Annotated in this window: 29 protein-coding genes and 1 tRNA gene; 13 read left to right on the plus strand and 17 right to left on the minus strand. The window is 55.5% G+C overall.

All coding sequences use genetic code 11. From position 1 onward, the window contains the following. Positions 1–161 precede the first annotated feature (161 nt). Genes IEY52_RS25035 through IEY52_RS25055 form a run of 5 tightly spaced genes read right to left on the minus strand, consistent with a single transcriptional unit; the run spans position 162 to position 3,064 of the window. The gene (locus IEY52_RS25035) at positions 162–635 is read right to left on the minus strand and encodes a DinB family protein (protein WP_189008909.1); all 474 of its coding nucleotides are present in this window, start codon (positions 633–635) and stop codon (positions 162–164) included. A gap of 59 nt (positions 636–694) precedes the next feature. After that, positions 695–1,276 (minus strand): leucyl/phenylalanyl-tRNA--protein transferase, encoded by a 582-nt coding sequence (gene aat / locus IEY52_RS25040; protein WP_189008912.1) that lies wholly within the window; start codon positions 1,274–1,276, stop codon positions 695–697. A gap of 49 nt (positions 1,277–1,325) precedes the next feature. Then, complete coding sequence (locus IEY52_RS25045; RefSeq protein WP_189008915.1) at positions 1,326–2,354, minus strand: peptidoglycan DD-metalloendopeptidase family protein; 1,029 nt, start codon at positions 2,352–2,354, stop codon at positions 1,326–1,328. Beyond that, positions 2,351–2,800, minus strand: a complete 450-nt coding sequence (gene dtd / locus IEY52_RS25050; RefSeq protein WP_189008918.1) for a D-aminoacyl-tRNA deacylase — start codon at positions 2,798–2,800, stop codon at positions 2,351–2,353. The genes IEY52_RS25045 and dtd overlap by 4 nt, the downstream gene beginning before the upstream one ends. Further along, positions 2,801–3,064 carry a DUF1844 domain-containing protein gene (locus tag IEY52_RS25055; protein ID WP_189008920.1) on the minus strand — a complete coding sequence of 88 codons (264 nt, stop codon included), beginning with the start codon at positions 3,062–3,064 and terminating at the stop codon, positions 2,801–2,803. It lies immediately after the preceding gene. A 74-nt stretch (positions 3,065–3,138) separates the two neighbouring features. Between IEY52_RS25055 and IEY52_RS25060 the strand changes: the two genes are divergently transcribed. Next, a complete protein-coding gene (locus IEY52_RS25060) occupies positions 3,139–3,873 on the plus strand; it encodes an AIM24 family protein (protein WP_189008924.1) in 735 nt (244 codons plus the stop codon). Here IEY52_RS25060 and IEY52_RS25065 read toward each other — a convergent pair whose 3' ends face one another. Both IEY52_RS25065 and IEY52_RS25070 read right to left on the minus strand, forming a co-directional pair. Continuing rightward, positions 3,874–4,524, minus strand: coding sequence for a uracil-DNA glycosylase (locus IEY52_RS25065; protein WP_189008927.1), 651 nt, complete (start codon positions 4,522–4,524; stop codon positions 3,874–3,876). A gap of 343 nt (positions 4,525–4,867) precedes the next feature. Beyond that, entirely contained in the window at positions 4,868–5,248 is a 381-nt protein-coding gene (locus IEY52_RS25070; RefSeq protein WP_229684976.1) for a hypothetical protein, read from the minus strand. Positions 5,249–5,534: 286 nt separating this feature from the next. Here IEY52_RS25070 and IEY52_RS25075 point away from each other — a divergent pair, with 286 nt between their 5' ends. Continuing rightward, positions 5,535–6,152 carry a C40 family peptidase gene (locus IEY52_RS25075; protein ID WP_189008932.1) on the plus strand — a complete coding sequence of 206 codons (618 nt, stop codon included), beginning with the start codon at positions 5,535–5,537 and terminating at the stop codon, positions 6,150–6,152. A gap of 129 nt (positions 6,153–6,281) precedes the next feature. Here IEY52_RS25075 and IEY52_RS25080 read toward each other — a convergent pair whose 3' ends face one another. Further along, positions 6,282–7,166 (minus strand): LysR substrate-binding domain-containing protein, encoded by an 885-nt coding sequence (locus IEY52_RS25080; protein WP_189008935.1) that lies wholly within the window; start codon positions 7,164–7,166, stop codon positions 6,282–6,284. Positions 7,167–7,352: 186 nt separating this feature from the next. Between IEY52_RS25080 and IEY52_RS25085 the strand changes: the two genes are divergently transcribed. Then, positions 7,353–8,546 carry an MFS transporter gene (locus IEY52_RS25085; protein WP_189008938.1) on the plus strand — a complete coding sequence of 398 codons (1,194 nt, stop codon included), beginning with the start codon at positions 7,353–7,355 and terminating at the stop codon, positions 8,544–8,546. Between the two features lie 43 nt (positions 8,547–8,589). Here the strand turns inward: IEY52_RS25085 and IEY52_RS25090 are convergent, their stop codons facing one another. Genes IEY52_RS25090 through IEY52_RS25100 form a run of 3 tightly spaced genes read right to left on the minus strand, consistent with a single transcriptional unit; the run spans position 8,590 to position 11,204 of the window. Continuing rightward, the gene (locus tag IEY52_RS25090) at positions 8,590–9,438 is read right to left on the minus strand and encodes an ABC transporter permease (protein ID WP_189008941.1); all 849 of its coding nucleotides are present in this window, start codon (positions 9,436–9,438) and stop codon (positions 8,590–8,592) included. Positions 9,439–9,495: 57 nt separating this feature from the next. Then, positions 9,496–10,320: a GNAT family N-acetyltransferase gene (locus IEY52_RS25095; RefSeq protein WP_189008944.1), complete on the minus strand. Its 825-nt coding sequence runs from the start codon at positions 10,318–10,320 to the stop codon at positions 9,496–9,498. Between the two features lie 41 nt (positions 10,321–10,361). Next, positions 10,362–11,204 (minus strand): ABC transporter ATP-binding protein, encoded by an 843-nt coding sequence (locus IEY52_RS25100; RefSeq protein ID WP_189008947.1) that lies wholly within the window; start codon positions 11,202–11,204, stop codon positions 10,362–10,364. A 434-nt stretch (positions 11,205–11,638) separates the two neighbouring features. On the opposite strand from IEY52_RS25100, the gene IEY52_RS25105 reads away from it, so the two are divergent. The 7 genes from IEY52_RS25105 (at position 11,639) to IEY52_RS25135 (ending at position 17,921) form a co-directional block, all read left to right on the plus strand. Continuing rightward, positions 11,639–12,940 carry a glycoside hydrolase 5 family protein gene (locus IEY52_RS25105; protein WP_189008950.1) on the plus strand — a complete coding sequence of 434 codons (1,302 nt, stop codon included), beginning with the start codon at positions 11,639–11,641 and terminating at the stop codon, positions 12,938–12,940. A 202-nt stretch (positions 12,941–13,142) separates the two neighbouring features. Then, the gene (locus IEY52_RS25110; RefSeq protein WP_189008953.1) at positions 13,143–13,655 is read left to right on the plus strand and encodes a hypothetical protein; all 513 of its coding nucleotides are present in this window, start codon (positions 13,143–13,145) and stop codon (positions 13,653–13,655) included. A 7-nt stretch (positions 13,656–13,662) separates the two neighbouring features. Beyond that, entirely contained in the window at positions 13,663–14,523 is an 861-nt protein-coding gene (locus IEY52_RS25115) for a carbohydrate ABC transporter permease (RefSeq protein ID WP_189008956.1), read from the plus strand. 41 nt (positions 14,524–14,564) lie between these two features. Next, positions 14,565–15,290, plus strand: coding sequence for a carbohydrate ABC transporter permease (locus IEY52_RS25120; RefSeq protein ID WP_229684978.1), 726 nt, complete (start codon positions 14,565–14,567; stop codon positions 15,288–15,290). Continuing rightward, a complete protein-coding gene (locus IEY52_RS25125) occupies positions 15,287–16,501 on the plus strand; it encodes an ABC transporter substrate-binding protein (RefSeq protein ID WP_189008962.1) in 1,215 nt (404 codons plus the stop codon). Before IEY52_RS25120 ends, IEY52_RS25125 begins: the two co-directional genes overlap by 4 nt. A gap of 143 nt (positions 16,502–16,644) precedes the next feature. Further along, positions 16,645–17,436, plus strand: coding sequence for a sugar phosphate isomerase/epimerase family protein (locus IEY52_RS25130; RefSeq protein ID WP_189008964.1), 792 nt, complete (start codon positions 16,645–16,647; stop codon positions 17,434–17,436). After that, on the plus strand, positions 17,433–17,921 hold the full coding sequence (locus IEY52_RS25135) for a tetratricopeptide repeat protein (RefSeq protein WP_189008968.1): 489 nt from the start codon (positions 17,433–17,435) through the stop codon (positions 17,919–17,921). The genes IEY52_RS25130 and IEY52_RS25135 overlap by 4 nt, the downstream gene beginning before the upstream one ends. 6 nt (positions 17,922–17,927) lie before the next feature. On the opposite strand, the gene IEY52_RS25140 is transcribed toward IEY52_RS25135, so the two are convergent. Further along, a complete protein-coding gene (locus tag IEY52_RS25140) occupies positions 17,928–19,292 on the minus strand; it encodes an FAD-binding oxidoreductase (protein WP_189008971.1) in 1,365 nt (454 codons plus the stop codon). Between the two features lie 190 nt (positions 19,293–19,482). Here IEY52_RS25140 and IEY52_RS25145 point away from each other — a divergent pair, with 190 nt between their 5' ends. Together IEY52_RS25145 and IEY52_RS25150 are read left to right on the plus strand one after the other, a co-directional pair. Continuing rightward, entirely contained in the window at positions 19,483–20,118 is a 636-nt protein-coding gene (locus IEY52_RS25145; RefSeq protein WP_189008975.1) for a hypothetical protein, read from the plus strand. Positions 20,119–20,242: 124 nt separating this feature from the next. Beyond that, positions 20,243–21,763 (plus strand): AMP-binding protein, encoded by a 1,521-nt coding sequence (locus IEY52_RS25150; protein ID WP_189008977.1) that lies wholly within the window; start codon positions 20,243–20,245, stop codon positions 21,761–21,763. 12 nt (positions 21,764–21,775) lie between these two features. Here IEY52_RS25150 and IEY52_RS25155 read toward each other — a convergent pair whose 3' ends face one another. After that, positions 21,776–22,426, minus strand: a complete 651-nt coding sequence (locus tag IEY52_RS25155) for a SanA/YdcF family protein (protein WP_189008980.1) — start codon at positions 22,424–22,426, stop codon at positions 21,776–21,778. A 37-nt stretch (positions 22,427–22,463) separates the two neighbouring features. Between IEY52_RS25155 and IEY52_RS25160 the strand changes: the two genes are divergently transcribed. Further along, complete coding sequence (locus tag IEY52_RS25160; protein ID WP_189008983.1) at positions 22,464–23,009, plus strand: pyridoxamine 5'-phosphate oxidase family protein; 546 nt, start codon at positions 22,464–22,466, stop codon at positions 23,007–23,009. Here the strand turns inward: IEY52_RS25160 and IEY52_RS25165 are convergent. The 4 genes from IEY52_RS25165 to IEY52_RS25180 all read right to left on the minus strand — a co-directional run bounded on the left by IEY52_RS25165 (position 23,006) and on the right by IEY52_RS25180 (position 25,564). Next, positions 23,006–23,746, minus strand: a complete 741-nt coding sequence (locus IEY52_RS25165) for a potassium channel family protein (protein ID WP_189008986.1) — start codon at positions 23,744–23,746, stop codon at positions 23,006–23,008. The genes IEY52_RS25160 and IEY52_RS25165 overlap by 4 nt on opposite strands. 9 nt (positions 23,747–23,755) lie before the next feature. Continuing rightward, a complete protein-coding gene (locus IEY52_RS25170) occupies positions 23,756–24,763 on the minus strand; it encodes an MBL fold metallo-hydrolase (RefSeq protein ID WP_189008989.1) in 1,008 nt (335 codons plus the stop codon). Between the two features lie 4 nt (positions 24,764–24,767). After that, positions 24,768–25,400: a DUF6368 family protein gene (locus IEY52_RS25175; RefSeq protein ID WP_189008992.1), complete on the minus strand. Its 633-nt coding sequence runs from the start codon at positions 25,398–25,400 to the stop codon at positions 24,768–24,770. Between the two features lie 88 nt (positions 25,401–25,488). After that, a tRNA-Gly gene (locus IEY52_RS25180) sits at positions 25,489–25,564 on the minus strand. Positions 25,565–25,740 lie beyond the last annotated feature (176 nt).

Here is a 25,740-nt window from a genome sequence, read left to right on the forward strand (position 1 = left end):
TCGGGCGTTGAAGGCGCGAGGGAAACCCTCCAAGGTGGCGTTGTGTGCTCTGACCAGGAAGATTTTGCAGGTGGCTTTTGCGGTGGTGAAGCAAGGCAAGCCTTTTGATCCAGCTTACGGCTTGCCTTGACTTCCCTCCGCAACTACAGTATCTCGGCTCTCTACACGTCCTGCACTTCCTTCGGCACCAGATGCATCAGTTGCCGCACAGCCCCCAGATGGTAAGCCAGGTGGGCCACAGCGCCGTGTCCCATGTCCTCCTGAAACTGTTCTTCGGACAGTTTTCCCACTTCTTCCAAGAAAGCTTGCCGGGTGTTTTCAAAGTCGGTTTTGAGCTGCTTCCACTCTTCTTCCGTGACGGTGTACGGCTGGAAACTGGCCAGCCAGTCCCTTTTGTGCTGCTGGCCCTGCAGCCATTCCGCAACCACCTGAAGGTGGAATTTCATGTGCCGGATGTGGCTGGCAATGCTGGGAATGCCATTCCAGGAAAAAGAGGCCTGCTGTGCGGTCAGGCTGTCCATGGTGGGGTAAATGCCTGACTGGTGGTCCAGGTACTGGGTGCCCTGTCCGGGCAACCCCCCTTCAAACGTCTCGCGAATGACCTCGGTCAGTTCTTTCAGAATCTGTTCCTTCATGCTGTGCCTCCCGAATTTTCCCGGATGAATTGTCGTGTCAGGTCAACATAACATGCAGCTCAGTCTGCAAAAAGGACATCTTGTTGCAATGCCTGGTCCAGCAACTTCTGGTACTGTTTTGACTTGATGTTGTAGGCCCCGAAGCGCTCCAGGTGTGGATTCATCAGCTGGGCATCGTACAGGGTGAAATTTTTTGCCTGCAGGTGCTCCACCAGACGCACCATCGCCACCTTGCTGGCCTCTGGAACCCGGAAAAACATGCTTTCCCCGATGAAAGCCCCGCCCAGCACGATGCCCAGAATGCCGCCTGCCAGTTTGCCTTCATGCCAGGTTTCAAAAGAGTGGGCAAGACCCACTTCATTCAGTTTGAAATAGATGTCTTTCAGTTCATCCGAAATCCAGGTTTCCTCACGGGCAGCGCATCCTGCCACGGTGCCCGCAAAATCCCCATCGATCCTGACCTCAAAACGGCCACTGTTGAGGGCACGCCTCAGGGATTTTGGGATGTGGAAACGCTCGTCCAGCGGAATCAGGGTGCGCTCTTTAGAGGAGTACCATCCCAGTTTTCCGTCTTCTCCAGCCATCAGGAAATACCCCTGGGCGTAGCCGTTGGCAATGTCATACACATCCAGATGATTCATGGTCTGGAGTTTAAAGTACCACGACCAGATTCCCCAGGAAGTTTCTGGATCAAGGGTAAATTTTCCCCACCCACTCTTGCGGATTGGTGGCTTCTCCGCGCACCCGCATTTCCCAGTGCAGGTGAGGTCCCGTCGAGAGGCCTGTGGTGCCCACCTCGCCAATCTTCTGGCCTTTTTGGACGGTGTCTCCGACCTTGACCAGCAATTTGGACTGGTGGAAGTACAGGCTTTGCACCCCCAGACCGTGGTCAATCACCACCAGGTTGCCCCGGATTTCGTATTTGGCAGCCACCACCACCGTGCCATCATTGACGGCGTAGACAGGGGTGCCGGTTTTGGCCGGGAAGTCGGATCCGTAGTGGTATTTGACGGGCTCTCCCGGTTTGTAGATGCGTTTGGTGCCAAATCCAGCCGAGACCGCCTTGACGCCGGGGTCCTGAAAGGCTTTGGTCCACTGCTGGGGGGTGCGCATGGCATAAACCTTGTTCAGCACTTTGTCTTCGATGGACTGGTTGGTGGGGTTCAGCTTGGCGGCCACTTCAGGCGAGAGGTTGAGGGGGCGCACGGTGGCCTGTTTGACGGTCACCGGAATTTCCAGGGTGTTCACTTTTTCGCCGTGGGCAATTTCAATCTGGATGGTTTTGCCCACATTGCCCAGCACCACCCGTCCCAGCACAATGGCTTCTCTGTCCTTGATTGCAACGGACTTCAGGTACTCGGCGGGTTCACGCACATCTTCGCTGACTTCACTGAGGAAGCGCACGATGGCTTTATCGGCATCTTCGCCCCTCAGGCGCACACTGAAGGCCTGACCATCCCAGACTTTTTTGGGCAGGGTCACAGAGAGCTTGCCCACCTCGATGGTTTCGGTGTCAGACAGGCCCGGAATGTCCAGCACCTGTCCGATGCGGATGATGTCACTGGTCAGGTTGTTGGCACTTTTGAGGTCCTGCACCGTGATCCCAAACTGCTGAGCGATTCTGGAGAGGGTGTCTCCTGATTTGACGGTGTAATCTCCGGCCTGGGCGAGGCCAAGCAAACTCAGGGTGATGAGCAGGGTTTTGATCTGAAACTTCACGCGTTCTCCTTGGAATCGAGGATCAGGGTCACTGGCCCATCGTTGAAGAGTTCGACTTTCATGTCTGCCGCAAAGATGCCCGTCTGCACCTCAAAGCCCTGTTTTCTGAGGAAGTGGTTGAATTCTTCCCAGAGGGCTTTTGCATGCTCGGGTTTGGCAGCGCGGATGAAAGAAGGACGGTTTCCCTTGCGCCAGTCTGCAAACAGGGTGAACTGGCTGACCGAGAGCACCTGACCTCCCACCTGATCCAGCGAAAGGTTCATTTTGCCGTCCTGGTCATTGAAAACGCGCAGTTTGGCAATTTTGGAGGCCATGAATTCGGCGTCTTGCAGGGTGTCTTCATGGGACACACCCACCAGCAGCAGAAACCCCTGCCCGATGGACCCTGAGATTTCCCCCTCCACCGTGACAGAGGCATGTTTGACACGCTGAACCACGATGCGCATTCAGGCCTCGAACTGCTGGTGGTATTCCCGGACCACCTGGATGGCATGGGACAGGATGTCGCTTTCGGTGAAATCCAGGTTTCCACGGGATTTTTCCTGCAGCATGATCAGGAGTCTCAGGCTGCTTTCCACGGTCTTCCTGGCCCGGTCCCTGGCGAGGCCATCGTTCTGCACCCGGTGGTGCACCGGGCTGAATTCTCCCATCGCCCCTTCAGCGGTGGAGAGGAGGCTCTGGACCAGTCCCACAAAATCAGCATTTGGCATACGAGGAGAATTATATCCTCTCAGGGAACATCTTTTGGGTGGGTAACGTATGAAGGAACATGCAGACAGAACACATGTTGTCCATCCGACGCAAAGAAACCCAGGGTTGTGTGCTGGAAGTGATGGAATACCAGAAACTGCTGGGAAACCCCCAGTCTGCCAGCGAGATGTACTACCGCGAGAAACAGGGCATCAAACTCAGGACCCTGCGGGCCACCCTCTCTGGCGGGAAACTGCTGGCCGAACCGGGCCAACTGCAGTACATGAAAGGCAACATCGAACTGAAAGTGGAATCCGGGGGTGGCGTGGGAGGATTCCTGCAACGGGCCGTCAGCGCAGCCCTCACCGGAGAGACCGTCTTCAAGACCGAATACACCGGAAGCGGCACCATTTTTCTGGAGCCCACCTGGAAGAATTACCTGCTGCTGGAGCTTTCCGAGGACATCATCATTGACCGGGGCATTTTTGTGGCCGGGGCAGGCAATTTGCAGTTCAGCATCAAACGCCCCGATTCCATTCTGGGCAATGCCCTCTCTGGCGAAGGCATGTTTCAGACCCTGATCAAGGGAAGCGGCATTGTGGCCCTCTACACCCCGGTCCCAGAACCCGAAATCATGGTTGCAGAGCTGAACAACGAAAAGCTGGTGGTGGATGGGAACTTCGCCATTGCCCGCACTGCAGGAGTGCGCATGACGGTTCAGAAATCCAGCAAGGGCATACTGGCCTCTGCCCAGTCTGGAGAGGGTCTGGTGACGGTGTTTGAGGGCACAGGACAGGTCTGGCTGACCCCGACGGTGGGGATGTACTGATCAGAACAACCTGCCCTGGTCCTCTTCCTGCACCTGCCCAGCAACCTGCTGTTCTCCCTGACGGATTCTGTCCAGCACAGCCTTGACTTCCTTGATGTCCTTCCAGGTCAGGCTCTTGGGGCCTCCGACTTGCCTGGTGGGATTGCGCAGCAGAAATGCCGGGTGGTAAATGGGCATCAGGCGGGCTTTGAACCCACTCTCGTGCCTGAATTCGTACCAGTTGCCTCTGGTGCGGGTGATGCCCTGGCGGGTGTTCAAAAGAAACTGGGTGGGCACATTCCCCAGCGTCACCATCACTTTGGGCTGGACGATGGAAAGCTGCTGGTCCAGCCACTGTTTGCAGGCGGCCACCTCGTCGGGTTCAGGGTTGCGGTTCTGGGGTGGGCGGCATTTGACCATGTTGGCAATGTAAACCGATTCCCTGGGAAGCTGCACCGCCCCGATGATCTGGTCCAGCAGTTGACCCGCCTGTCCCACAAAAGGCCGTCCTGAGATGTCCTCGTCCCTTCCTGGACCTTCCCCGATGAACATCACATCGCTGTGGGGGTTGCCTTCGCCATAAACCACCTTTGTGCGGGTTTCGCAGAGCCTGCAGGATTTGCAGACTTCTGCAGCCTGCTGGTGTCGGAAGAGTTCTGCTGCACGGTCCATGATGGGGGACATTTTACGACAGGAGCTGCGCTCCGCAGAAGGCCAGCGGCTTTGCTGCCGAGGGCCGGCGGCCCAGCGCGAAACGTGCCGCCACGTGAGCGCGTAGTGGGGCCAAGACAGAGCCGAGAGCCGAGAGCCGAGAGCCGAGAGCCGAGAGCCGAGAGCCGAGAGAAGGATGTGCTTATGTTGAAACAATTTGTCAACAACTGTCTGCCTTTGCAAAAGCCATACAGTTGCCCTCGGCCCTGAGCCCTCGGCAGGCGAAGCCGTTGACCGAAACCCCACAAAAAAAGCAGGAGGGTTTCCTCTCCTGCACATGCACACAGCAAATGGGCTTCTTGTTTTATTTTCCAGTCAGAAAATCTTGCAGGGATTTGCGGTCCTTGCGGGCTTCACGACGGACTTTGGGGTCCAGCCCAATCATCAAAAAGAAGTTCTCCAGGGCGTTTTCTTTGCCTTTGATCTCGGGGAATTCCCCTTCTTTGGTGCCGGTCACAAAAGGAAGCTGACGGTAATAATCCAGTGCACGGTTGATCACATCTTCACTGGAACCAGCAGCAGCACAGTCACTCAGGGCACTGTAGATTTCTCGGCGGGACTCGGCATGAACCCGGAAGGCGTCTGGATTGGGGGTTTCCGGGGCGCGCAGCACGTCTTGTTTGGCGATGCGGCGGTAGTGCTTGAGGCCTCTGCTGATCTCTTCAGTGCTCATCAGTGTCTTCACTGGTTGCCTACCTTTCCGTCATGCCGCGAAAAAAACCCGCGTCACAAACACTGTGGGCGGGGATGGTCCTTGAAATGGTCATGACACTCCCATTATAAAAACAGCCTTTTGGGGGTGTCAACGAAGTCATTTAATGAAAAAACAATGAGATGGCCCTGAGAAATCCTGAACTCAGTCTACCTTCAGTTTCTCATCGTGACTTCAGTCTGCCGTTCTGAAAGCCTGAATTTGGCTCTCATAAAAGAGTAAATGGAGAAATTTATCACAGATGTTAGAATTCTAGGCAATGAGGAAAGTCCTGCTTTTCATCTTCCTTTGCTGTCTCAGTGTGGCACAGGCTGCCAGCTACACAGTGAAATCTGGAGATACCCTCAGCAGCATCTCCCGCAAAACCAAAGTCTCCATCGACACCCTGGTCAAGCTGAACAAACTGTCCAGCTCCACCCTTGCAATTGGTCAGAAGCTCCAGCTGGGTGGATCTTCCACCAGCAAAGCCCCCGCAGCCACCCCCGCCAAATCCCAGACTGCCCAGAGAAGCAGCCAGGTGCGGGTGATTGCAGCCAGCTGGCGTGGCGTTCCTTACGTCTACGGCGGCGTTTCCAGAAGAGGCATCGACTGCTCTGGTTTCACCATGACGGTGATGAAGCAGATGGGTGTGAACCTCCCCCACTCCAGCGCAGCCCAGTACAACTACGGCACCCCGGTGTCCAAAGCCAACCTGATGGAAGGCGATCTGGTGTTCTTCGCTGCAGGTGGCCGCGGCATTTCCCACGTGGGCATGTACCTCGGCAACGGGCAATTCATCCATGCCAGCACCCCCAGAACCGGCGTGATCGTCAGCAGCATCGGTGAGGCTTACTACCGCAGCACCTATGTGGGTGCCCGTCGGGTGCTTCGCCACTGATTTCCTGCACATCTGAAGTTTTTCCTCCTGTCAGCATCGCTTCAGGAGGAATTTCTGTTTTTTCAGCGCCTCATGCTCTGCGAATGTTTATGCAGTGAATTTGGTGTTTCAGGATACAGTTCACAAACCCTATTTTTCCAGTTGCTGGTGCAGCACAGCCAGAAACTGGGAAAGGGTCTTGCTTCTGTTGTCCCTGCGGTATGCAATGGCCATGCTGGACCAGGTGGGCTCCATGTCGATTTCACGGATGTGGGTTTCTGGAGGGGCCGTTTCTGCCACCCCTTCTGGCACCAGGGAGACCCCCATTCCAGCTGCCACCAGGGTCACCACGGCCTGCAGGTTCCCAGCTTCCTGGGCAATGTGGGGCACAAAACCCACCCGGGCGCATATCTCCCTCAAACCAGTCTGAAAATCCGGGGAGGCCTGAGGCTCTGTGGTGATGAAAGGTGCATCTCTCAGGTCCAGCAAATTGATTTTCTGTTGTGCAGCCAGAGGATGTTGCGGAGGCAGCAACGCCACAAAGCGGTCTCTGGCGACCTCCTCCAGCACCAGACCCTGACCGCTGAAAGGCAGACGCACAAAGCCCGCATCGATCTGGCCTTCCTGCAGGGCCGGAATCTGGTCCGAGGTTCGCATGAACGCCAGGTTGACATTGACCTCCGGGTGGGCATTTTTGAAGGCCACCAGCAGTGGGGTCAGGATGGCAGAAGCCACAGAAGCAATGAAGGCCAGTTCCAGCCTGCTGGCCTCACTGCGCCCCACCCTTCTGGCTGCACTGATGGCCCGGTCTGCGTGCTCCAGCGTGATGCGGGCCTCCTCCAGAAACACCTTGCCTGCTTCAGTCAGTTCGACTTTCTGGGTGGTCCGTTTCAACAGCTTGATCCCCAGTTCCTCTTCCAGATGCCGGATTTGCTGGCTGAGTGGGGGCTGCGTGATGAACAGGCGTTCTGCTGCGCGTCCAAAATGCTTTTCTTCTGCCACGGCCACAAAGTACCGCAGGTGCCGGAGTTCCATGACCTCAGCTTAAGTCGTTTTGAGAATCAAAGTCCACTCAAAAATGTATTGGCATTGCAGCTGGACTGAGGACTACACTGTTCTGTATCAGGAAATCCACCAGGATTTCCACATCCAGCAAATCCTTTTCCCCCAGATTCCAGGTGTGAACCACCCGGAGCGCCTTCTCTGTTTGAGGAGTTTTCCATGACCTTGCTGACCCGCCCCAGCACCTCCAACACCTCCCACACCGAAACCCGTCTGGCTTCCCGCTTCATCCTCGGTTTTCTGGGCACCTGTGTGTTCATGTGCGTGTACAGCACCCAGTCCATCCTGCCTGAACTGTCCAGGGAATTTCACGCCAGTGCCGTGGCCACTGGGGCCACCATCGGGGCAACAACCCTGGCCATGGCCCTGATGTCTCCCATCATGGGCCTGATTGCAGACGCCGTGGGACGCAAAAGGGTTCTGATTGCCACCCTGATTTTGCTGGCCATTCCCACCCTGATGGCGGGCTTTGCAGGCAGTTTGCAGGAACTGGTCTTCTGGCGCTTCCTGCAGGGCCTGATCATTCCTGGCATCACCGTGGTCAGCATGGCCTACGTCAGCGAGGAATTCCCAAAAGACCGCATCTCCCACATGCTGGCCGCCTATGTTTCAGGCTCTGTCCTGGGAGGCTTTCTGGGAAGGCTGGTTTCGGGCATCGTCACGGAACAGGCAAGCTGGCATGCTTCGTTCTGGGTGCTGGGAGGGCTGAATCTTGCTGGAGCCCTGCTGTGTTATTTCCTGCTGCCCCAGTCCAGAAAATTCATTCCTCAACGCAAACTGGGAGATGCCCTGAAATCCATCAAGGGCCACCTCAGCAACCCGAAACTGATCACAGCCAACACCGTGGGGTTCTTCACCCTGTTTTCTTTGACTGGACTTTTCACCTACGTGAATTACCACCTGTCTGCTGCCCCTTACCACCTGGGTCCCACCACCCTGGGCTTTCTGTTCACGGTGTACCTGATTGGCATGGTGATCACCCCCCTCTCTGGCAAATGGATCTCAAAGCTGGGCAACAGCAAAGCCCTCACCCTCGCCATGTGCGCTTCCAGCCTGGGCATGGTCCTGACCCTCACCCCCAGCCTTTACACCATCCTGCTGGGTCTGGTGCTGGCCTCCTCGGGGGTGTTCGTGGCCCAGGCTGCTGCCACCAGTTACGTGGCGGCCAACGCCACCTACGCCCGCTCACTGGCCTCAGGACTTTACAACCTCTGCTATTACGGAGGAGGGGCCTTCTCAACACTGCTGGTGGGTCACATGTTCACCCACTTCGGCTGGACCGGGGCCATCCTGACCCTGATGGGCTCGCAGGTGGTGGCTGCATCGGTGGCCAACTGGGGGTGGAAGAAATGAAAAAGAGCGCCAAAAGCGCTCTTTTTCATTTCTTTTGGGATCTTTACCCCACCCGCTTCAGTTTCCCGGTCCGTTTCGCCCAGGTTTCAGCCTTGCTGAACACGAACAGGCCCAGAGGAATGGTCACCACCCCGAACAACACCAGAATCCCGAGTTCAGGCAGCACGCCTCCCAGGTTGACCCCTTCCAGGATTTTGTCTCCGTTGTGGTCAATGCCCAGGATCTTTCTGCAGGCATTCAGGGCGTAGGTGGCAGGACTGAGGGCGGCCACAGGTTGCAGCCACGCAGGCAACACACTGATGGGGGCATAAACCCCCGAAATCAGCAAAAAGACGGCCTGTACGATGTTGGTGGCCTGTGCTCCGTTTTCGGTGCTCATCACAGGGAAGACCGCGCAGATCAGGCCCAGACCCATGAAGCCCATCGAGGCGACCAGCATCACCACCAGACACTGCAAGAGGCTCACAAAGCTGGCATCCACGCTGGTCAGCAGAATCAAAACCCCGAACACGATGATGCAGCGAATCAGGGCATACACCCCTGCAAACAGAGACACCCCAATCAGGTGGGTCAGGCGGTGCACCGGGGCCATGAAGGTGTATTCGATGGTGCCTTCCCAGCGCTCGTAGGCGATGCTCTGGGCAATCTCTCCGAACAGGCGGGACAGGAAAGACCACATCACGGCCCCCAGAATCAGGGTGAGGGTCAGCCTGGGGTTGTTGGCCGCAATCCCGATCATCATGATGGTGGCGGCATTCACCACGTCGTAGACCGTGAACACCAGCACCCAGGAGGCGTACCTGCGGGTCAGGTTCCAGTCCCGGAAAACAAAGGCCCAGGCCGCCCTGAGTTCTTTCAGAATGCCTGTGGCAGGTTTGAGGGTGTTGTGCATTGGGGGCCTCCATGACTCCATGAAAAAGGGCGCACCTCAGGATGCGCCCGGTCTTGCTTAAAGGGTGAGGGTTTTGGGTTCGTAGCGGTAGCGCAAATTGGCGTAAGCCACTTCAAACCCGATGCGCTTGTAGAACTCCAGCGCGTGCTCGTTGCCGGTGTCCACACCCAGCTGGATGCGGTCCACGCCACGCTGTTTCAGCAGGTGGCAGGCCTGCCTCAGGGCAGTGCGGCCGTAACCCTTGCCCTGCATTTCCTGGATGGTGCCCAGCAGGTACACATGGCCGCCATCTTCCTGTTTGCCAATGGAGAAGTAGGCCACGGGCTTGCCGTGCACGAACAGGGCCTGCCAGTCTTCAGGATCAAAATCGGGTTCGCTGTACCAGCCTTCCACGGTTTTCAGGGTCATGGCAGAGAAGCCGTAGTGGGTTCTGAAAGCATTGTTGTGCAGGTTCAGGAATTCTGCAGCCTTGACGGTTCTGAAACTCCATCCTGCGGGCAGTTCGGGAGCAGTCATTTTGTGCAGCACTTCCCCTTGCAGGAACATGCGGTAGAAGGTGCGGGAGTGCACGTACCCCTGGGCAATCAATTTCTGAATCTCACGCTCGCGGGTGTGAGGCACACTGATCTCCAGCGGGATGTGCCGTGCATTGGATTGTTGTTTTGCAAAAGCGATCAAGTCGTCCTCCATGCTTTTTGGGGCCTGGGGGTGACAGTAGGGGTACATGCAAATGATCTGCGTTGCATTTTCGCGGTGGTAGCACTCCAGCAGTGCGGAGTCTTCCAGCACGTACACCTGTAATTCACCCGTGGTGAGGCTGTGCTCAAGTTCTTTGACCTTGACCGGTGTGTACCCGGTCCATCCATCTCGGCTGAGGTCCATGAGGTGCGCAATGTGGGGTGCGTCCTCCGGGGTGGCCGTTCTCACTGTTCTTCCTCGGAATTCAGTTCATCTCCGGTCAGTTCGATGAAGGCATCTTCCAGGGTCTTGCCGGGTCCCACTTTTGAAATCAGTTCTTCTGCGGTGCCTTCTGCCACAAATTTCCCGTTGTGAATGAAAGCGATGCGGTCACAGAGTCGTTCGGCTTCGGGCATGTCGTGGGTGGTGAGGATGATGGTGGCATCATGCACATCCCGCAGTTCCAGCACGAATTCCTGCACATCTCGCCGACTTTTGGGGTCCAGTCCGGTGGTGGGTTCATCCAGCAGCACCACAATCGGCGAGGCGAGGAAGGCTCTGGCGATGGCCACTTTCTGCTGCATGCCCCGGGACATCTCCTCAAGGGGCTCATAGAAGGCTTTTTCCCGCAAACCCAGACGTTTGAGAATGTCTAAGCTTTTTTGTTCGGCTTCTTTCTGTGGGAGGCCGTAAAGGCCCGCACTGTAAAGGAGGTTTTCTCTGGGGCTGAGCTTCTTGTAGAAGGCCGCGTCTACCGAAACACGGTTGAGCATCTTGCGAATTTTCGATTCATCTTTTTTGATGTCCAGCCCGAAGATTTTGACTGCTCCAGAATCCGGGATCAGCAGGGTGGAGATGGCGCGAATCAGGGTGCTTTTGCCGCTTCCGTTGGGCCCCAGGATCCCGTAGATCTCGCCACGCTGGACCTCGAAACTGATGTCATCCACTGCTGGAAAATGTTCGATTTTTGGTCGCAGCAAACTGCCACCCACCCGTTTGGAAAAACTCATTTTGAGGTTTTTGACGAAAATGGCGGTCTGGGTGGTGTCAATCATGGATGGGGTGTCCTTGCGGTCCAGCGTCAGCATTGTGCCCTCCGGTGAAAAAAGAAAACGCCCCTCGGTGGAAGCCGGGGGCGAAATACACATGGGTATGTCGGTTCGTGTCCGGCGCGTTCTTTCCTGGGTCTCCTTTACGGGACGTCAGGCGTGGTCCCGGTTGGGCCACGAACGCGCACGCAAAGGTCTTATTGACCTCGGTTATTTGGTTGGGTGAGTAATTGGACTTTAGCCATTTGCATCCCTCCTGTTTACGGGCAACCCTTGTGCGGGCAGGCCTTTTTATGGGCAGACTACGAATCTTGATTTGAGGTTAAAGGATTGAGAGGCCATACACAATAGGGTGTAGGTCATCATGCCTACGGCTTAAGGCAATCGGCGTAAGGTTTTCTTTTACTACTGTGGGACGGACATTACATACAAATTCAGACAAACCCAGAGGGATTTTGTGCCAGACTTCTGGTGTGACCCGCCTCTCTTTTTTGCTTCCCATCCTGCTGCTGGCTTCCTGTCAGGCCCAGAACGCTCCTGCAAAACAGCTGAATTTCAGGGATTTTCTGGGGGTGAATGCCCAGTTTCTGTGGTTTCAGAATTGCCCGGAGAATCCCCTGGCGTCTCCTGAACATCAGGTGGATCAATTGATGGAAAAAATGCAGGAACTGGGCCTCAAAAACTTCAGGATGGACTTGCACTGGAACCTTCTGGAGCCTGTGCAGGGTGCAGAAACCATTTTGCAGCACTGTCTGGACCCGGTCATGCAGCAAGCAAAATTGCACGGTCTGGATCCCCTGCTGTTTCTGACTGGATCGGCTGCTTTTTCCAGCAGTGGCCCTGCAGGAGACCCTTTCCCGGACCAGTCCCCTCCCAGAGATCCAGCAGATTACGCTCGGTTCCTGAAAAAGCTGGCCCTGCGCTATCCCGAGGTCAAACACTGGCAGGTGTGGAACGAACCCAATTTGCCCTCTTCCTGGAAAACAGGTGCTGCAGATCTGGTCCAGGGCTATGGAAAACTCCTGCAGACCAGCGTTCAGGCCCTCAAAAACCTGAACACCGAGGTGATGACCGCCGGGTTTGCGTACTGGAGTGAGCTGCCAGATGGTTCTTTCCTGCTGCAAAAATTGCAGGATCAGGGCTTTTTGAAAGACATCAAAACGGTGGCTTACCACCCCTACACTTTCACCCCGGAAGGCCTGACCGCCTACAGCACGGATCCCCATTTTTTCCTGAACCGCAGCAAAACAGTGAACGCAGCCCTGCAAAACCAGAACAAAACCGTATGGGCCACAGAGTTTGGCTGGTCCACCTATCCTGGACCTGTGGAGGAACAACCCCTAATCACCCCAGAGCAGCAGGCAGATTTCCTGCTCAAACGCATTGTGCTGTCTGCAGAGGCAGGTTTTGAACGCATTTACCTGTTCACCCTGACCGATCTGGATGCCAGGGCCTCCAGCAGGGATCAATTTTATGGTTTGCTGAACACTTCTGGAAAACCAAAGCCTGCTTTTACAGCACTGAAGCATTTTCTGCATGTCCTGAAGGGAGACTTTGAAGCCACCTCCTCTCCTTTGCCTGTCTCAGAACAGTTGCAAGCTTATGCCTGGCAGAACGATCAGCAAACAGTCATGGCTTTCTGGGGCATCCCACAGACCCTGAAATTGCCTTGGGAAGGTCGGGTGCTCGACCCACTGACAGGCAGGCTGGAGGCAACATCATCCCAGGTGCAAGTCCGCACAACATTGCAATTGCTTTTGTTGCCCCCTCCTTAAAGCCCTTTACCCTGCAAACTTTTCAGAGGCTTTTTGCTGATCGCCAACGGCTGATCGCTGACGGCTCCCGCCTCAAGAACAACCCCCTCAGGCGTTGCTTTGCCCTGCTGAACCACAAGATCAACTCATCCAGCCGGAATTGTGCATGATATTCTTGACCAAACGGTGAACAGAAAACCGTTAGACTCAGACGGAGTTGATCATGAAACGAACCCTCACTGTACTGATGGCCCTTGGTGGTGTGGCTGCGGCCAGCCCCAGCGCTTACGTTGAAAAAGCCTTTGAATTCGGATATGCCTACCCCTCCACAGCTTCTGTGGGTGTGGAATACCCCCTCACCCTGGATGTTCCGGTGGATGTGGGCCTGGAAAGCTCTTTCAGATACAACTTCCTGACCCAGAAATTTGGCGGCGAATTTGCAGCCAAAGCCCTGCTCTTCCCTTCTCTGGGTGTGGATCCACCCATGGCTGTTGCCTTCAGGGCAGATGTCAATGCAGGCACGGACGCCTGGGGCGTGCACATGGGACCCCTGGTGTCTTTTGACTTCACCGAATTCACCGTAAACGCTGGGCTTTATCCTGGTTTTGGCTCGGGCGGCTTTCAGCTGGGGTACCACGCTGGCCTGAGGTATTACTTCGACATGGAAAACAGCAGTTCTGTGGATCTGGCTTTCAGGAACAACACCTTTACCGTCAGTGCAAGATTTGGTTTCTAGTCCTCCCATGGCCCACAAGCGTCGCTTGAAACTTCGTGCAGGATGGTGGGGGGTGCTGCCCAGCGTGCTTTCCATGCTGGTTTTTGTGGGTTATCCCCTGTTGCAGGTGATCCAGTTCAGCACCCTGGACTGGGGCGGCACGGACGATGGGACTTTTGTGGGCATCAAAAATTACCTCAGCCTCTTTACAGATGCAGATTTTGGCCATAGCCTGCTGACCACCCTGGTGTTTGCCCTGATCACCCTGCCGCTGTTCATGGGGCTTTCCATCCTGGTGGCTGTGGAGATTGATGGCACCAAACTGGAACGGCTGGTCAAGGCCCTGATGTTCATGCCTGGACTGGTCACAGTGGCCGCCAGTGCGATTTCCTGGTATGTGCTGTTCTCCCCGGACTATGGGGTGCTCAGCGAACTCAGCCAGGGATCGCTGTCCCTGCCCTGGGGAGACCAGGGCTGGGCCGCGTTGCTGCTGATTGCCCTTTTCACCGTGTGGCAGAACCTGGGCTACGGCATTCTGGTGTTCTCTGCAGGCCTAAAAAGCATCCCCCATGAGGTCATTGAGGCTGCACGGGTGGATGGGGCACAGGAGAGCCAGATCAAACGCCACATCATCATTCCCCTGCTCAGGCCCAGCGTGGTGTTTCTGGGGGTGGTGGGTTCGCTGTACGCCCTGCAGTCTTATACAGCGGTGTTCCTGCTGACCCGTGGCGGTCCATTCGGCAGCACCCGCGTGATTGGCTACTACCTGTACGAAACGGCCTTTGAACGTTACCGTCTGGGCTACGCTGCAGCCATCAGTGTGCTGGTCCTGATCATCACCTTCACCTTTGCCGCATGGCAGGCCAGACGCCTGAAAGGCTCCTCATGAGGATCGGGCGCGTTTTCAGTGGAATCATCGTGGTGCTCACCATGATCCCGTTCCTCTGGCTGCTTTACAGCGCCTTTCTGTCTGCTGATGGGTTTTACAGCGGTCAGCCTCTGAAGATCAGTTTCAGCCTGGAAAACTTCAAATCCCTGGGTCAGGTGAACCTCTGGAAACCCCTGCTGTTCAGTTTGCTGGCCAGCAGCATCGTGGTGACCCTGCAGATCCTGACTTCCCTGCCTGCGGCCTACGCCATCCGGGCAGGAACCCCACTGCTGGGCCTGTACCTGTTCTTCTTCGCCATTCCTGCCGAACTGATGCTGGTTCCGCTGTATGGCCTGTTGCAGAAACTGCACCTGCTGAATTCCCCTCTGGCCCTGATTTTTCCGTTCATGGCCAGCCCTTTCATGGTGTTCCTGCTGTACCAGGGCATGCTGAAAATCCCCTGGGAGTACGTGGAAGCGGCCCGTCTGGACGGAGCCAGTGAGAGCCGCATCATGTTCCAGACCATGCTGCCCCTGCTGCTCCCCGAACTGGCCGCAGCCAGTGTGCTGGCTTTCGCAGGGCACTGGAACCTGGTGCTGTACCCCAAAGTGGTGCTCAGCCAGGACTTCCCCACCATCCAGGTGGCCCTCTCCGAACTGATGCGGGCCACCAGCAACAACTGGGGGGTGCTGGGGGCAGCGGCCCTGGTCACTTCCCTGCCCATCATCCTGCTGTACGGGGTGTTTGAACGTTACGTGGTGAAAACCTTCCAAGGAGGTCTCAAATGAGCAAGGCTGTTCTTCTGACCCTCGGGCTGCTGGGCACACTTTCCCTTTCCACTGCCCTGGCTGCCCCCCTGAAAATCAAATTCTGGCATTCCATGGAAGCCAGCAAAGAACAGGTGCAAGACCTGGCCGATGCCTTCAACAAATCCCAGAATGAATTTCAGATCCTGCCCGAAGTGGCCGGGGATTACCGCACCTCCGAAACCAAATTGATCGCTGCCCTGCGCTCAGACAACGCCCCCACCATCTTCCAGGCCGAGATCAGCTTCTTCTCCAAACTGGCCGCAGACGGTTCGCTGGCAGACCTGAGCTCCTTCGAGAAAACCCTGGACGACAAATTCACCAGGGATTTCTACAGCAGCGTGTGGAACTACGGTGAGGTGAACGGCAAACGGGTGGGCCTGCCCTGGAACGTCTCCACCCCTGTGCTGTACTACAACGCCACCGCTCTGGAATCTCGCAACATCAAACCCCCCAAAACCTGGGACGAGCTGGAAGAAGTCTCCAAAAAACTCACCAACCGGGCCTCCAGAGGCTTCATGGTGATGGCGGAATCCTGGCAGTTTGAACAGATGGTGCTCTCCAGAGGCGGCAACGTGGTCACCGGAGATGGCAAACCCAACTTCACCAGCCCGGAAGTGATTGACGCCCTGGAACAGCTCTCCAGAATGGTCAGAAACAAAACCGCCACCCCCAGAAACCTTGGGGAAACCCAGGTGGCCATTCTGGATTTTGTGCGCACCAAGAACTTCATGGTGGTGGCTTCCAGCGCCAACTACCCGGACATCCTGCCTTACAGCGTGGCCTTCAAGCTGGGTGTGGCCCCCATGCCCTGCGACAAAAAATGCGCGGTTCCACTGGGGGGGGCACAACTGGTGGTCCTCAAAGGGGCTTCCCGCAAAGAGCAGGAAGGGGCTTTTGAATTCTGGAAATTCCTGATGGAACCCCAGAACCTCAAAAAGTGGATTGAATTCAGCTATTACCTCACGCCCAGAAAGAGTGTGTTGCCCCTGCTGAAAGACTTCTACGGCGAAAACCCCTACCGCAAGACCGCCTACAACCAGCTCGATGAATCCGTGTCCCGCCCCAAAGTGCCCGCCTACACCCTGTGGCGCACCTATCTGGAAGAAGCCATCGAAAAAGCCACCAAAGGCAATGTGGCTCCCAGAGCAGCACTGGAAGAAGCGCAACGGAAGGCATTGAGCAGCAAGTAAAAGATGCCGAGTGCCGAGAGCATAAAATGCAACAGTTCTGGCAAAACATCAGGTTTTAAAGCTGATGCAAAAGCTTTTTGATTTGCCCTCGGCCCGCAGCCCTTGGCTCCCGGCCCTCTCCACTCCTGTTATCCTGAGGAACCATGCCCAAAAACATGAAAGTCGGTTACACCCCGATCAGTGCCAACATTCTGGATCTGGATGAAGCGTTCAGGCTTGCTGTGGAGTTGCAACTGGATTTTGTAGAGCTCGCTTACGACCTACAGGAGATCCTGCCCAGCAGTCAACCGGTGCAAAAGGTGAAGGAACTGAAAGCCGCCACAGGCGTGGGGGTCACGGTGCATTTGCCTTATCTGGAACTCAATCTGGCTTCCCTGTTTGAGGGGGTGCGCAAAGTCTCTGTGGAGCGCATGCAGCAGGCGTTTGAGTACACATCCAGTGTGGAAGCGCTGAACAGCGTTTTGCATGGAGGCCGCATCCCTGAGCGCCATCCCCTGATCTTGCAGGCTGCCAGAGGGCAACTGCTCAGAAGCCTGGAGGTGCTGAAAAGCCCTGGCATTCCGGTCACGCTGGAAAACACCCACATCAACCCCCTGGAGTTCCTGCAAGGCAAAGAGGAACTGCAGGAGATGAGCCAGTACGCAGGGTTCGGGGTGTGTCTGGATGTGGGCCATGCGCTGATTGAGGGGGGCGAGGAGCAGATTGCCGATTACTGGACGCTGCCGCACATCACCCACCTGCATTTGCAGGACAACCTGGGCCTTCAGGACGACCATTTTGCACTGGGTCGGGGCAAAATCAACTGGCAGAACCACCAGAAGCACCTGCAGGATTTCTCAGGCACCGTGTGTCTGGAAATCAGTGGCGGTCCTGAGGATGTGCGCCATTCCGCTGCTTTCCTGCGTGAATTGCTGGGCACAACAGCGCTGCCATGACAGCCAGAACCAAGGTTTTGTGCTTGTTGCTGGGCTTGCTCAGCAATGTGCAGGCCCAGTCCCTCTCTGAACTGCGTGAAGCTGCAGGTCAGGGCAAAGCCAGTGCCCAGTTTCAGCTTGCCATGCAGTATGAACTGCTGGGTTTGCCTGCCAACTCGCTGTACTGGCTGTTCAAAGCGGCCAGAAATGGCAGTGTCACCGCCCAGTACAACCTGTACCAGCGTTACCGCACCGGGAAAACCGTCCGGCAAGATGCAGCAAAGGCCCGCAGGTGGCTGAAAGCTGCTTCCTGCTCAGGTCTGGTGAATGCCCAGACCCAGCTTGCCCTGGAACTGGAAAAGGAAGATCCTGCTCAGGCTTACCTCTGGCTCAAAGAGGCCAGCAAACAGCAGTATCCTGCAGCGCTGAGGGCACTGGAACGGCTGGACCCCAGTCTGACGAATCCACATCTTCGGCTTGCAGACCTCTGTGTTCCTTCCCCCTGAGCTTGATCAGAAAATCTTGCCTGGATTGAGCAGGTTGTGGGGGTCAAACACCTGTTTGATGGCCCGCATGTAGGGGATCAAATCTCCGTGTTCCTGTTCCAGGTATTTTCTTTTCCTGAGTCCAATGCCATGTTCTCCGGTGCAGGTGCCTCCCACTTCCAGGGCTTTTTGCACCATCAAGTCAGACACCTGATGGATGCTGGTCCAGGTTGCTTCATCTGCGGCATCTCCATGAAACAGCACATGGTAATTGCCGTCTCCCACATGCCCCAGCAGGACGGCATCCAGACCATGCTGCAGGCACAATTCCTGCGTGTGAGACACCACGTCTGGCAGCTGGGAAATGGGCACGCACAGATCGGTGGTGTGGGTTTCATGGCCAGGATTCAGGCGTTTGAGGGCATAGAAAGCGTGATGGCGGGACTCCCAGAGTTCCCGGCGTTCGGGTTCTTCACGGGCCAGAATGAAACGGGTGGCGCAAGATTCCATGCAGCATTCCCGCAGGATGTCCAGGTTTTCCCTGAGGAGGGCCTCTCCACTGCCTGAAAGCTCAATCCACAGGGTGGGGGTTTCCGGATGGGTGGTGCCCTTGTACTGGTTGACCGCCTGCACAGCACGTGCATCCACCAACTCGATGCGCTCGGGGTTCAATCCTGCTCCCATCACGGTCACGGCACAATTGACAGCATCCTGCACACTGTCAAAGGTGACTTTTGCCACCGCCACCGCCACCGGCAGGGGATGCAATTTCACCGTCAGTTCGGTGATCACCCCCAGCGTTCCCTCCGCGCCGATGAACAGGTGTTTGAGGTCGTAGCCAGCACTGGTTTTGCGGGCTTTAGATCCCACATGGATCACCTCGCCTGACAGCAAGGCCACCCGCATGTCCAGCACCTGATCGCGCATGGTGCCGTATTTGACGGCCCCTGTCCCTGAAGCATTGGTGGAAGCCATGCCGCCCAGAGAGGCATCTGCTCCGGGATCCACAGCGAAAAAGAGACCGTGGGGTCTGGACTGTCGGGACAGTTCTGGATAAATCACTCCGGGTTGCACCACAGCACAGAAGTCATGCTGCTGGATCTGCAGCACCCGGTTCATGCGGCTGAGGTCCAGGCTGATGCCGCCCTGAACGGGGAGCACCTGCCCTTCAATGCTGCTGCCCACCGCAAAAGGCACCACGGGCATCTGAAAGGTGCGGGCGACTTCCAGCACTTTCAGGACATCTGCTTCGGATTCTGCAAAAACCACCACGTCTGGGAGGTGGGTTTCTGGATAGGATTCATCTCTGGAGTGGGATTCCAGAATGCTGGGGGCCACACTCACCTGTGCTAAAAAATGGGCTTTCAATGCGTCCAGTGCCTCTGCATGCATGCTCCCATTGTGAAGGGTAAAGCCCCTGGAAACCAAGGGGTTTTGCCCTTACACCTGAAACCTGCCTGAAGAAACCCACCAATTTATCAGTATTTCTGGAAATCAGAAATGGGGCGTTCCCCTTATTGTTCAGATTTTGTAACGGATATATGCTGACGCAGATATTCGCACAATCGAAAGGATGTTCAAGATGAAACACTGGATGTTTGCCGCACTGGGCCTGCTGATGATCGGCTGCAACAAAGTCGCCCCCCCTCAAGACCTCGCCACCGCCCTGACCCCTCAACCCCAGGGCACCACCCTGTGCAGCAACAACCTGGTTCCCTCGGGCTGGGTGGTCACCCGCGCCTACTACTCTGGCAGCTGCGGCAGCAACTTCGGCAACAACACCTACACCATCGAAAACACCGCTAATCTGACCTCCCTCACCCCCGTGTGCGGAGCCTACTCTTTCCCCCCCAGTGGATGGGTGGCCACCAGCATCTTCAGCAGCTCTGGATGCAGCAGCACCAGCAGCGTCAGCAACACCGCCTACACCATCCAGAACACCGCTGGACTGAGCACCCTCAGCGCCATGTGCGCCACCGTCACCCAGCCCCCCAGTGGGTGGGTGGTCACCTCGGTGAACAACTTCAGCTCTGCCTGCAGTGCACCCAACCGCAGCCCCATCAGCTACAGCATTTCCAACACCGCAAAATTCACCAGCATTTCTCCCGTGTGCTCCAGCTACTCCATGGTGCCCTCTGGATGGACCATCACCTCCAGGTTCACCAGTTCCGGGTGCGGCAGCAGCTTGAATAACGCCTACGCCATCCGCAAGCTCTGATCCCTTCAGAGGCCATACAACTTTGTTCCAGCAGCCGGAAGAAAACCTTCTGGCTGTTTGTTCTTTTGGGTTGTGGCCCAGCGGCCTGATTTTCAGTGCAGACTCTTTTAGACTGAAACCAGCCATGAATTTGAGCCTGATTCTCTCCCAGCATGCCCACAACACCCCGGACAGGCCTGCCCTGATCACCCGCCAGGGAACCACCACCTACCTTCAACTGGAGCAAATGTCAGACAGCATGGCCGTACAGCTGCGAAAATTGGGCGTGCAGCAAAGCACCCGTGTGCTGGTGCTCATTCCCATTGGCCCGGAGCTTTATGCCACCCTGGCCGCCCTCTGGAAACTGGGGGCCGTGGCCGTGATTGTGGACCCAGGAGCAGGCACAGCCAACTTCAGGCACGGGGCAAAAGCAACCCAGCCAGAGGTTTTTGTGGGCATCCCAAAAGCCCACCTGCTGCGTTTGCTCAGCCCAGAATTGCGGCAGGTGAGAAAGCATCTGGTGACTTCTGGCTGGTTGCCGTTCACAACCCCATGGATCCAGCAGAAGGTTGATGCTGTGGCTGCCCTGGATCTTCCAGCAGACGCACCTGCCCTGATCACTTTCACTTCGGGGAGCACGGCCAGACCCAAAGCAGCATCCCGTTCCCATGCCTTTTTGCTGGCCCAGAATCAGGCCCTGCAACACACCCTGCAACTGGAACCAGACGGCACTCACCTCTGCACCCTGGCCGTGGTCACTTTGACTGTGCTGGCTGCTGGAGGCACCGCCCTGATCCCGGATGCAAAGCTGGCCCGACCTGGCTTCATTGATCCAGAACCCGTCTTGAAGCAACTGAACAGCCACCCAGCTTTAACTGTGGCTGCTTCTCCAGCTTTTGTGGAACGTCTGGCCGAAAACGGAATGCTGCCTTTCAAACGCATTTATGTGGGAGGTGCCCCTGTGTTCCCCTATCAACTGGAACTGTTCACAAAGCAGTCCCAGGCAGAAGTGTACAGCGTTTACGGTTCCACCGAAGCCGAACCCATCGCAGAACAGGCTTACGCTGAAATCAAAGAGGCAGATTTTGCACAGATGCGCACCGGAAAAGGACTGCTGGCAGGGCTTCCCGTTGAGGAAATCCAGCTGAAAATCCTGCCAGACCAGCACGGTCAACTTTTTCCCTACCAGACCCGTCAGGCATTTGAGGCAGCAGCTTTGCCTTCCCTGCGAACCGGAGAAATTGTGGTCACTGGAGGCCATGTTTTAAAAAGCTACCTGGACCCTGCAGGCAACAAAGAAACCAAATGGATGGATGAAACAGGCACCACCTGGCACCGCACTGGAGATGCAGGGTACCTGGATCAGCAGGGCAGGTTGTGGCTGCTGGGAAGATGCTCTGCAAAGGTGCAAGACAGCAAAGGCACCCTGTACCCTTTCAGTGTGGAGGTCGCTGCCCAGCACCACACCGCAGTCAAACGGGCTGCCCTCACTGCTCAGGACGGCAAACGGGTGCTGTGGGTGCAATGGAAAGACCCAGAAGACCTCTCAGGCCTCAAAAAAATGCTTGAATGGGCTTCTCTGGACGACATTCGCAGCATTGCAAAAATTCCGCTGGACCGCAGGCACAACGCCAAGGTGGATTACACCCGACTCAACCACAAGTGATGCAGCAGCCCTTTATTTCTCCCCAATCGGAATTTTTTCACCCAGAAATTTCGGCTGGGTGTTCAGCACTTTGACATCCAGAATGGCCGCCAGACGTGCAAATTGCTCTCTCAGCAACACCTTCATGCCCCCATATCCACCCACATCCTGGGCATTGAACCCAATGGCATCCAGACCCCTGGCCTGCGCCAGATACACGGCCCGTTCGTTGTGAAACTTCTGGGAGATCACCGTGAACGCCTCCTGCCCAAACACCTTGCTGGCCCGCACCACCGAATCCAGCGTGCGAAACCCCGCATAATCCAGCACGATGTGGTCTGCAGGAATGCCCAGTTTCACCAGGTCGTTTTTCATGGTGGTGGGCTCATCGTAATACACCGTTGAGTTGTCTCCGGTGACCAGCACAAAATCAATTTTCTGGTTCTTGTAGAGCAGGGCTGCTGCTTCCAGACGGTACTGGTAAAACAAATTGATCTGCTTTCCCACAAATTTGGAGGTGCCCAGCAAAAGACCCACCTTGCGGTGTGGAGTCTGGGAAGCATCGTCATACAGGCTGTCTCTGGCAGCATTCTTCACGATGGCATCTGAAACAGGCAGGCTGATGATCCCCAAAAACACCAGCCCCAGAAAGAGGGCAGACCACAAACGAATTCTGGATTTCATTTCAAACCCCAGTGTAGAGGCTGCGTATGATGGCTTCATGGGCAAAAGACTGGAAAGCATCACCCCGATCCTGCATGAATTCATCGAGAAACAGAACATCTATTTCGTGGGCACCGCTGGCGCAGAAGGCCACGTGAACCTCTCCCCCAAAGGCATGGATTCCCTGCGGGTGCTGGGACCCAACCGGGTGGCCTGGCTGAACGTCACTGGAAGTGGCAACGAATCTGCCGCCCACGTGCTGGAAAACCAGCGCATGACCCTGATGTTCTGTGCCTTTGAAGGACCCCCCATGATCCTCAGACTTTACGGCAAAGCCAGGGTATACCATGCTTACGACCCTGAATGGACTGCAAAAACAGCCCTCTTCCCGGACTTCCCAGGCACCCGTCAGGTGTTTGAAGTGGATGTGGAACTGGTCCAGACCTCCTGTGGCATGGCCGTTCCTTTCTTTGATTACCAGGAAGAACGGGAAGAACTCAACGCATGGGCAGAAAAGAAAACCCCTGAGCAAATCCACGCTTACTGGGAGCAGAAAAACACCGTCAGTCTGGACGGAAAGCCCACCCAGATTTTCAAGCCTTAAGCTTTCTCTTGCACCTGTTTGGGTTCCTGCTGTTCTTTTAAAAGGGTTTTGAGTTCCAGCACATGATTCTCCAGCCGCTCCAGCCGCTCTTGCAGTTCCTGGTCCTGCGGCTGGTGTTCTTCTTCCACAAAGAAAGCGGCCACGCTGGCGGTCAGCAACCCAAACAGCGTGATGCCTGTGAACATCAGAAAAATGGCCACCCCTCTGCCCGCAGGTGTGACAGGAAACTTGTCTCCATAACCCACAGTGGTGATGGTGGTGACCGCCCACCACAAAGCATCCTGATAGGAGTTGATTGAACCGCCCTGACCCCGTTCAAAAGCCAGCACCAGGGCCGAACTGAGCACCACCACCAGCACCCCCATCAGGCCCACAAAGTTGATGGCCCTTTGCCTGAACAGCCGCTTTGAGCGCTTCCAGGTGCGGTACAGCATCAGCACAATCTTCAGCAGCCTGAGGGGCCGCAGGAAAGGCATCACCACAATCAGCACATCGGCCCAATGGGTGGTCAGAAAATGCAGGCGTCTGGGGTACAAATACAGCTTGGCCAGCAGCTCCAGCGCAAAAAGCGCCCAGATGAACCACTCCAGGCCCTCAATCAGGCGCACGGTTTCGGCAGGAAGCCGAACCGCCTGCGGCAAAATTTCAAAAAGCAAATAAACGATGGCCAGCACCAGCATGGGAACTTCGGTCAGGCGTTCCAGTCGGTGGTAGGCCCGCATGTTCTGCAGTTGCATGCCCTGATTTTAGTCCATATGTGGCCAGTGTTCGGGAAAATCCGTATTGACAAAAACCCGACGGGCCTCCATCAAGAGCTTTTGCCATTCTGCAAGGTCATACCGTTTGGAGACATGCATCAGCAGCAGTTTTTTGATTCCACACTCAAGGGCAATTTGTGCTGCCTGCTGGCTGGTCAGGTGAAAATTGCGTTGTGCCCGATCCAGATCCTCTTGCATGTACTGCCCTTCACAAATCAGGATGTCCATGCCTTTTAAAAACACCTGCAAAGCCTCTCTGGTTTCTTTGGTCAGCAAAAAGTCGGTCAGGTAAGCCACGCCTCCTCTGGGATGTCCCACCAGCAACTTCTCCCTGAGGTCAGCCGTCTCATGGACTTGCCCATCCACTTCCAGGGTCTTTTCCTCAAAATGGAAATCCTTCAGGTGTTCCATCCACTTTCCAGGCTGCAGACCCAGCCCTGGCAGCTTCGCAACATCAATGCGGGTTTTGGCTTTCTCCTGCACTGCAAACCCCAGGCAGGGGGTCTGGTGGTCCAGGGTGATGGCCTTCACCTGGTACTGCTCCTCATCCAGAATCACCCCACTGTGTTTCCTCTGGCCCAGATCATGGGTGATCCTGAACCCTTCTGCAGTGTCAAAACGGTAGGTCTGGATGTGCTCTGGAAACACCTCATGCACCTGCCAGATGGTGCTGTACTGCTCTGCCAGGTTCCACATGTACCCCTGAAAGCGGTGCTGCATGATTTTTGCAGTTTCAGGTGGTCCCCAGATGTGGTTCTCCTTGCTGGTCCGGTTGAAATTTGCCCGGAAGTAAGCATCAAACCCCGAAACATGGTCCACATGCAAATGCGAAAAGAACAGGTGGTCCACCCCCAGAATGTCTGAATAAGGCAGACCAGTCAGGGTTCCATCTCCGCAATCAAACAGCAAACGCTCCAGCTTGCGGTAGTTTTCCAATTTGACCAGCAAGGCATTGTCCATGCCCATCTGGCCCAGCACCTGAAAGTGAATGCCCATGGGCTCACTTCACCATCCGGAATTCTGGGTGTTTCAACCACCACTCCAGGAAATCAGCATCCCCATAATGGCTGAACCACGTTTCCTCAGAGGCAGTTTCATAGGGAATGGCCCACAAACGGCCTGCATGACCATCAAAATACCTGTCATAAAGGGCAATGTTTTCTTGAAAAGACAGGTTTTTTCCTTGAAGGTATTCGTACACACTCCAGTCTGCTCCATTGAGAACACCACCAAAGTCAATGAGACCATGCAAAGATCTAGCCAAAAATGCTGCCAAGGCTCCAACAGCCAAATGAGAAGCCAATCCATTTGACATGGCACCTACCTGAAACTTATTTTCTGGGCGAAGCCCCATCCAGGTTTCTATATTTATGATCTCCTGATCTTCTGATGCATAAAGCATTTCCGTAAAAGAAATTAATAGAGGTGGTGGACTATAAACTTCAATCTCTTTTAGCAATCTATTCTTAATTTCCAGATCTACAATAAAATCTGCCTTAGAAATATTGAATGATAAGTCATCATCCTTGCGTTTAATAAATACACTTGATAGTGAGCATAATGCATGAATCATATCTTTTTGTTGAGGTGTCAAAGCTTTTTGAAGAAGAATTTCCACAGCAGGTCCGCCCATCTCACCATTTTATCTAATCATCGCTACAGTTGCATTGGCGCAATGGCATAAAAAAAGACCCGATCTTTCGATCAGGCCTTTGTATTTCTGGAGCGGGTAACGAGACTCGAACTCGTGACCTCAACCTTGGCAAGGTCGCGCTCTACCAACTGAGCTACACCCGCACTCCTTCAGCGTCAAACACAATACCAGAACTCTTTTCCCAGGTCAAGACCTGAAAAACCGCTCTGACACCCCATTCACGCCCACCTTACGGGTGGCACAAAAACAAAAAACCCCCCGCGTCGCTCTACTCTCCCAAGCAATCACTCACTCAGTACCATCGACGAAACAGCGTTTC

This window comes from Deinococcus roseus, assembly GCF_014646895.1.
GTDB classification, from domain to species: domain Bacteria; phylum Deinococcota; class Deinococci; order Deinococcales; family Deinococcaceae; genus Deinococcus_C; species Deinococcus_C roseus.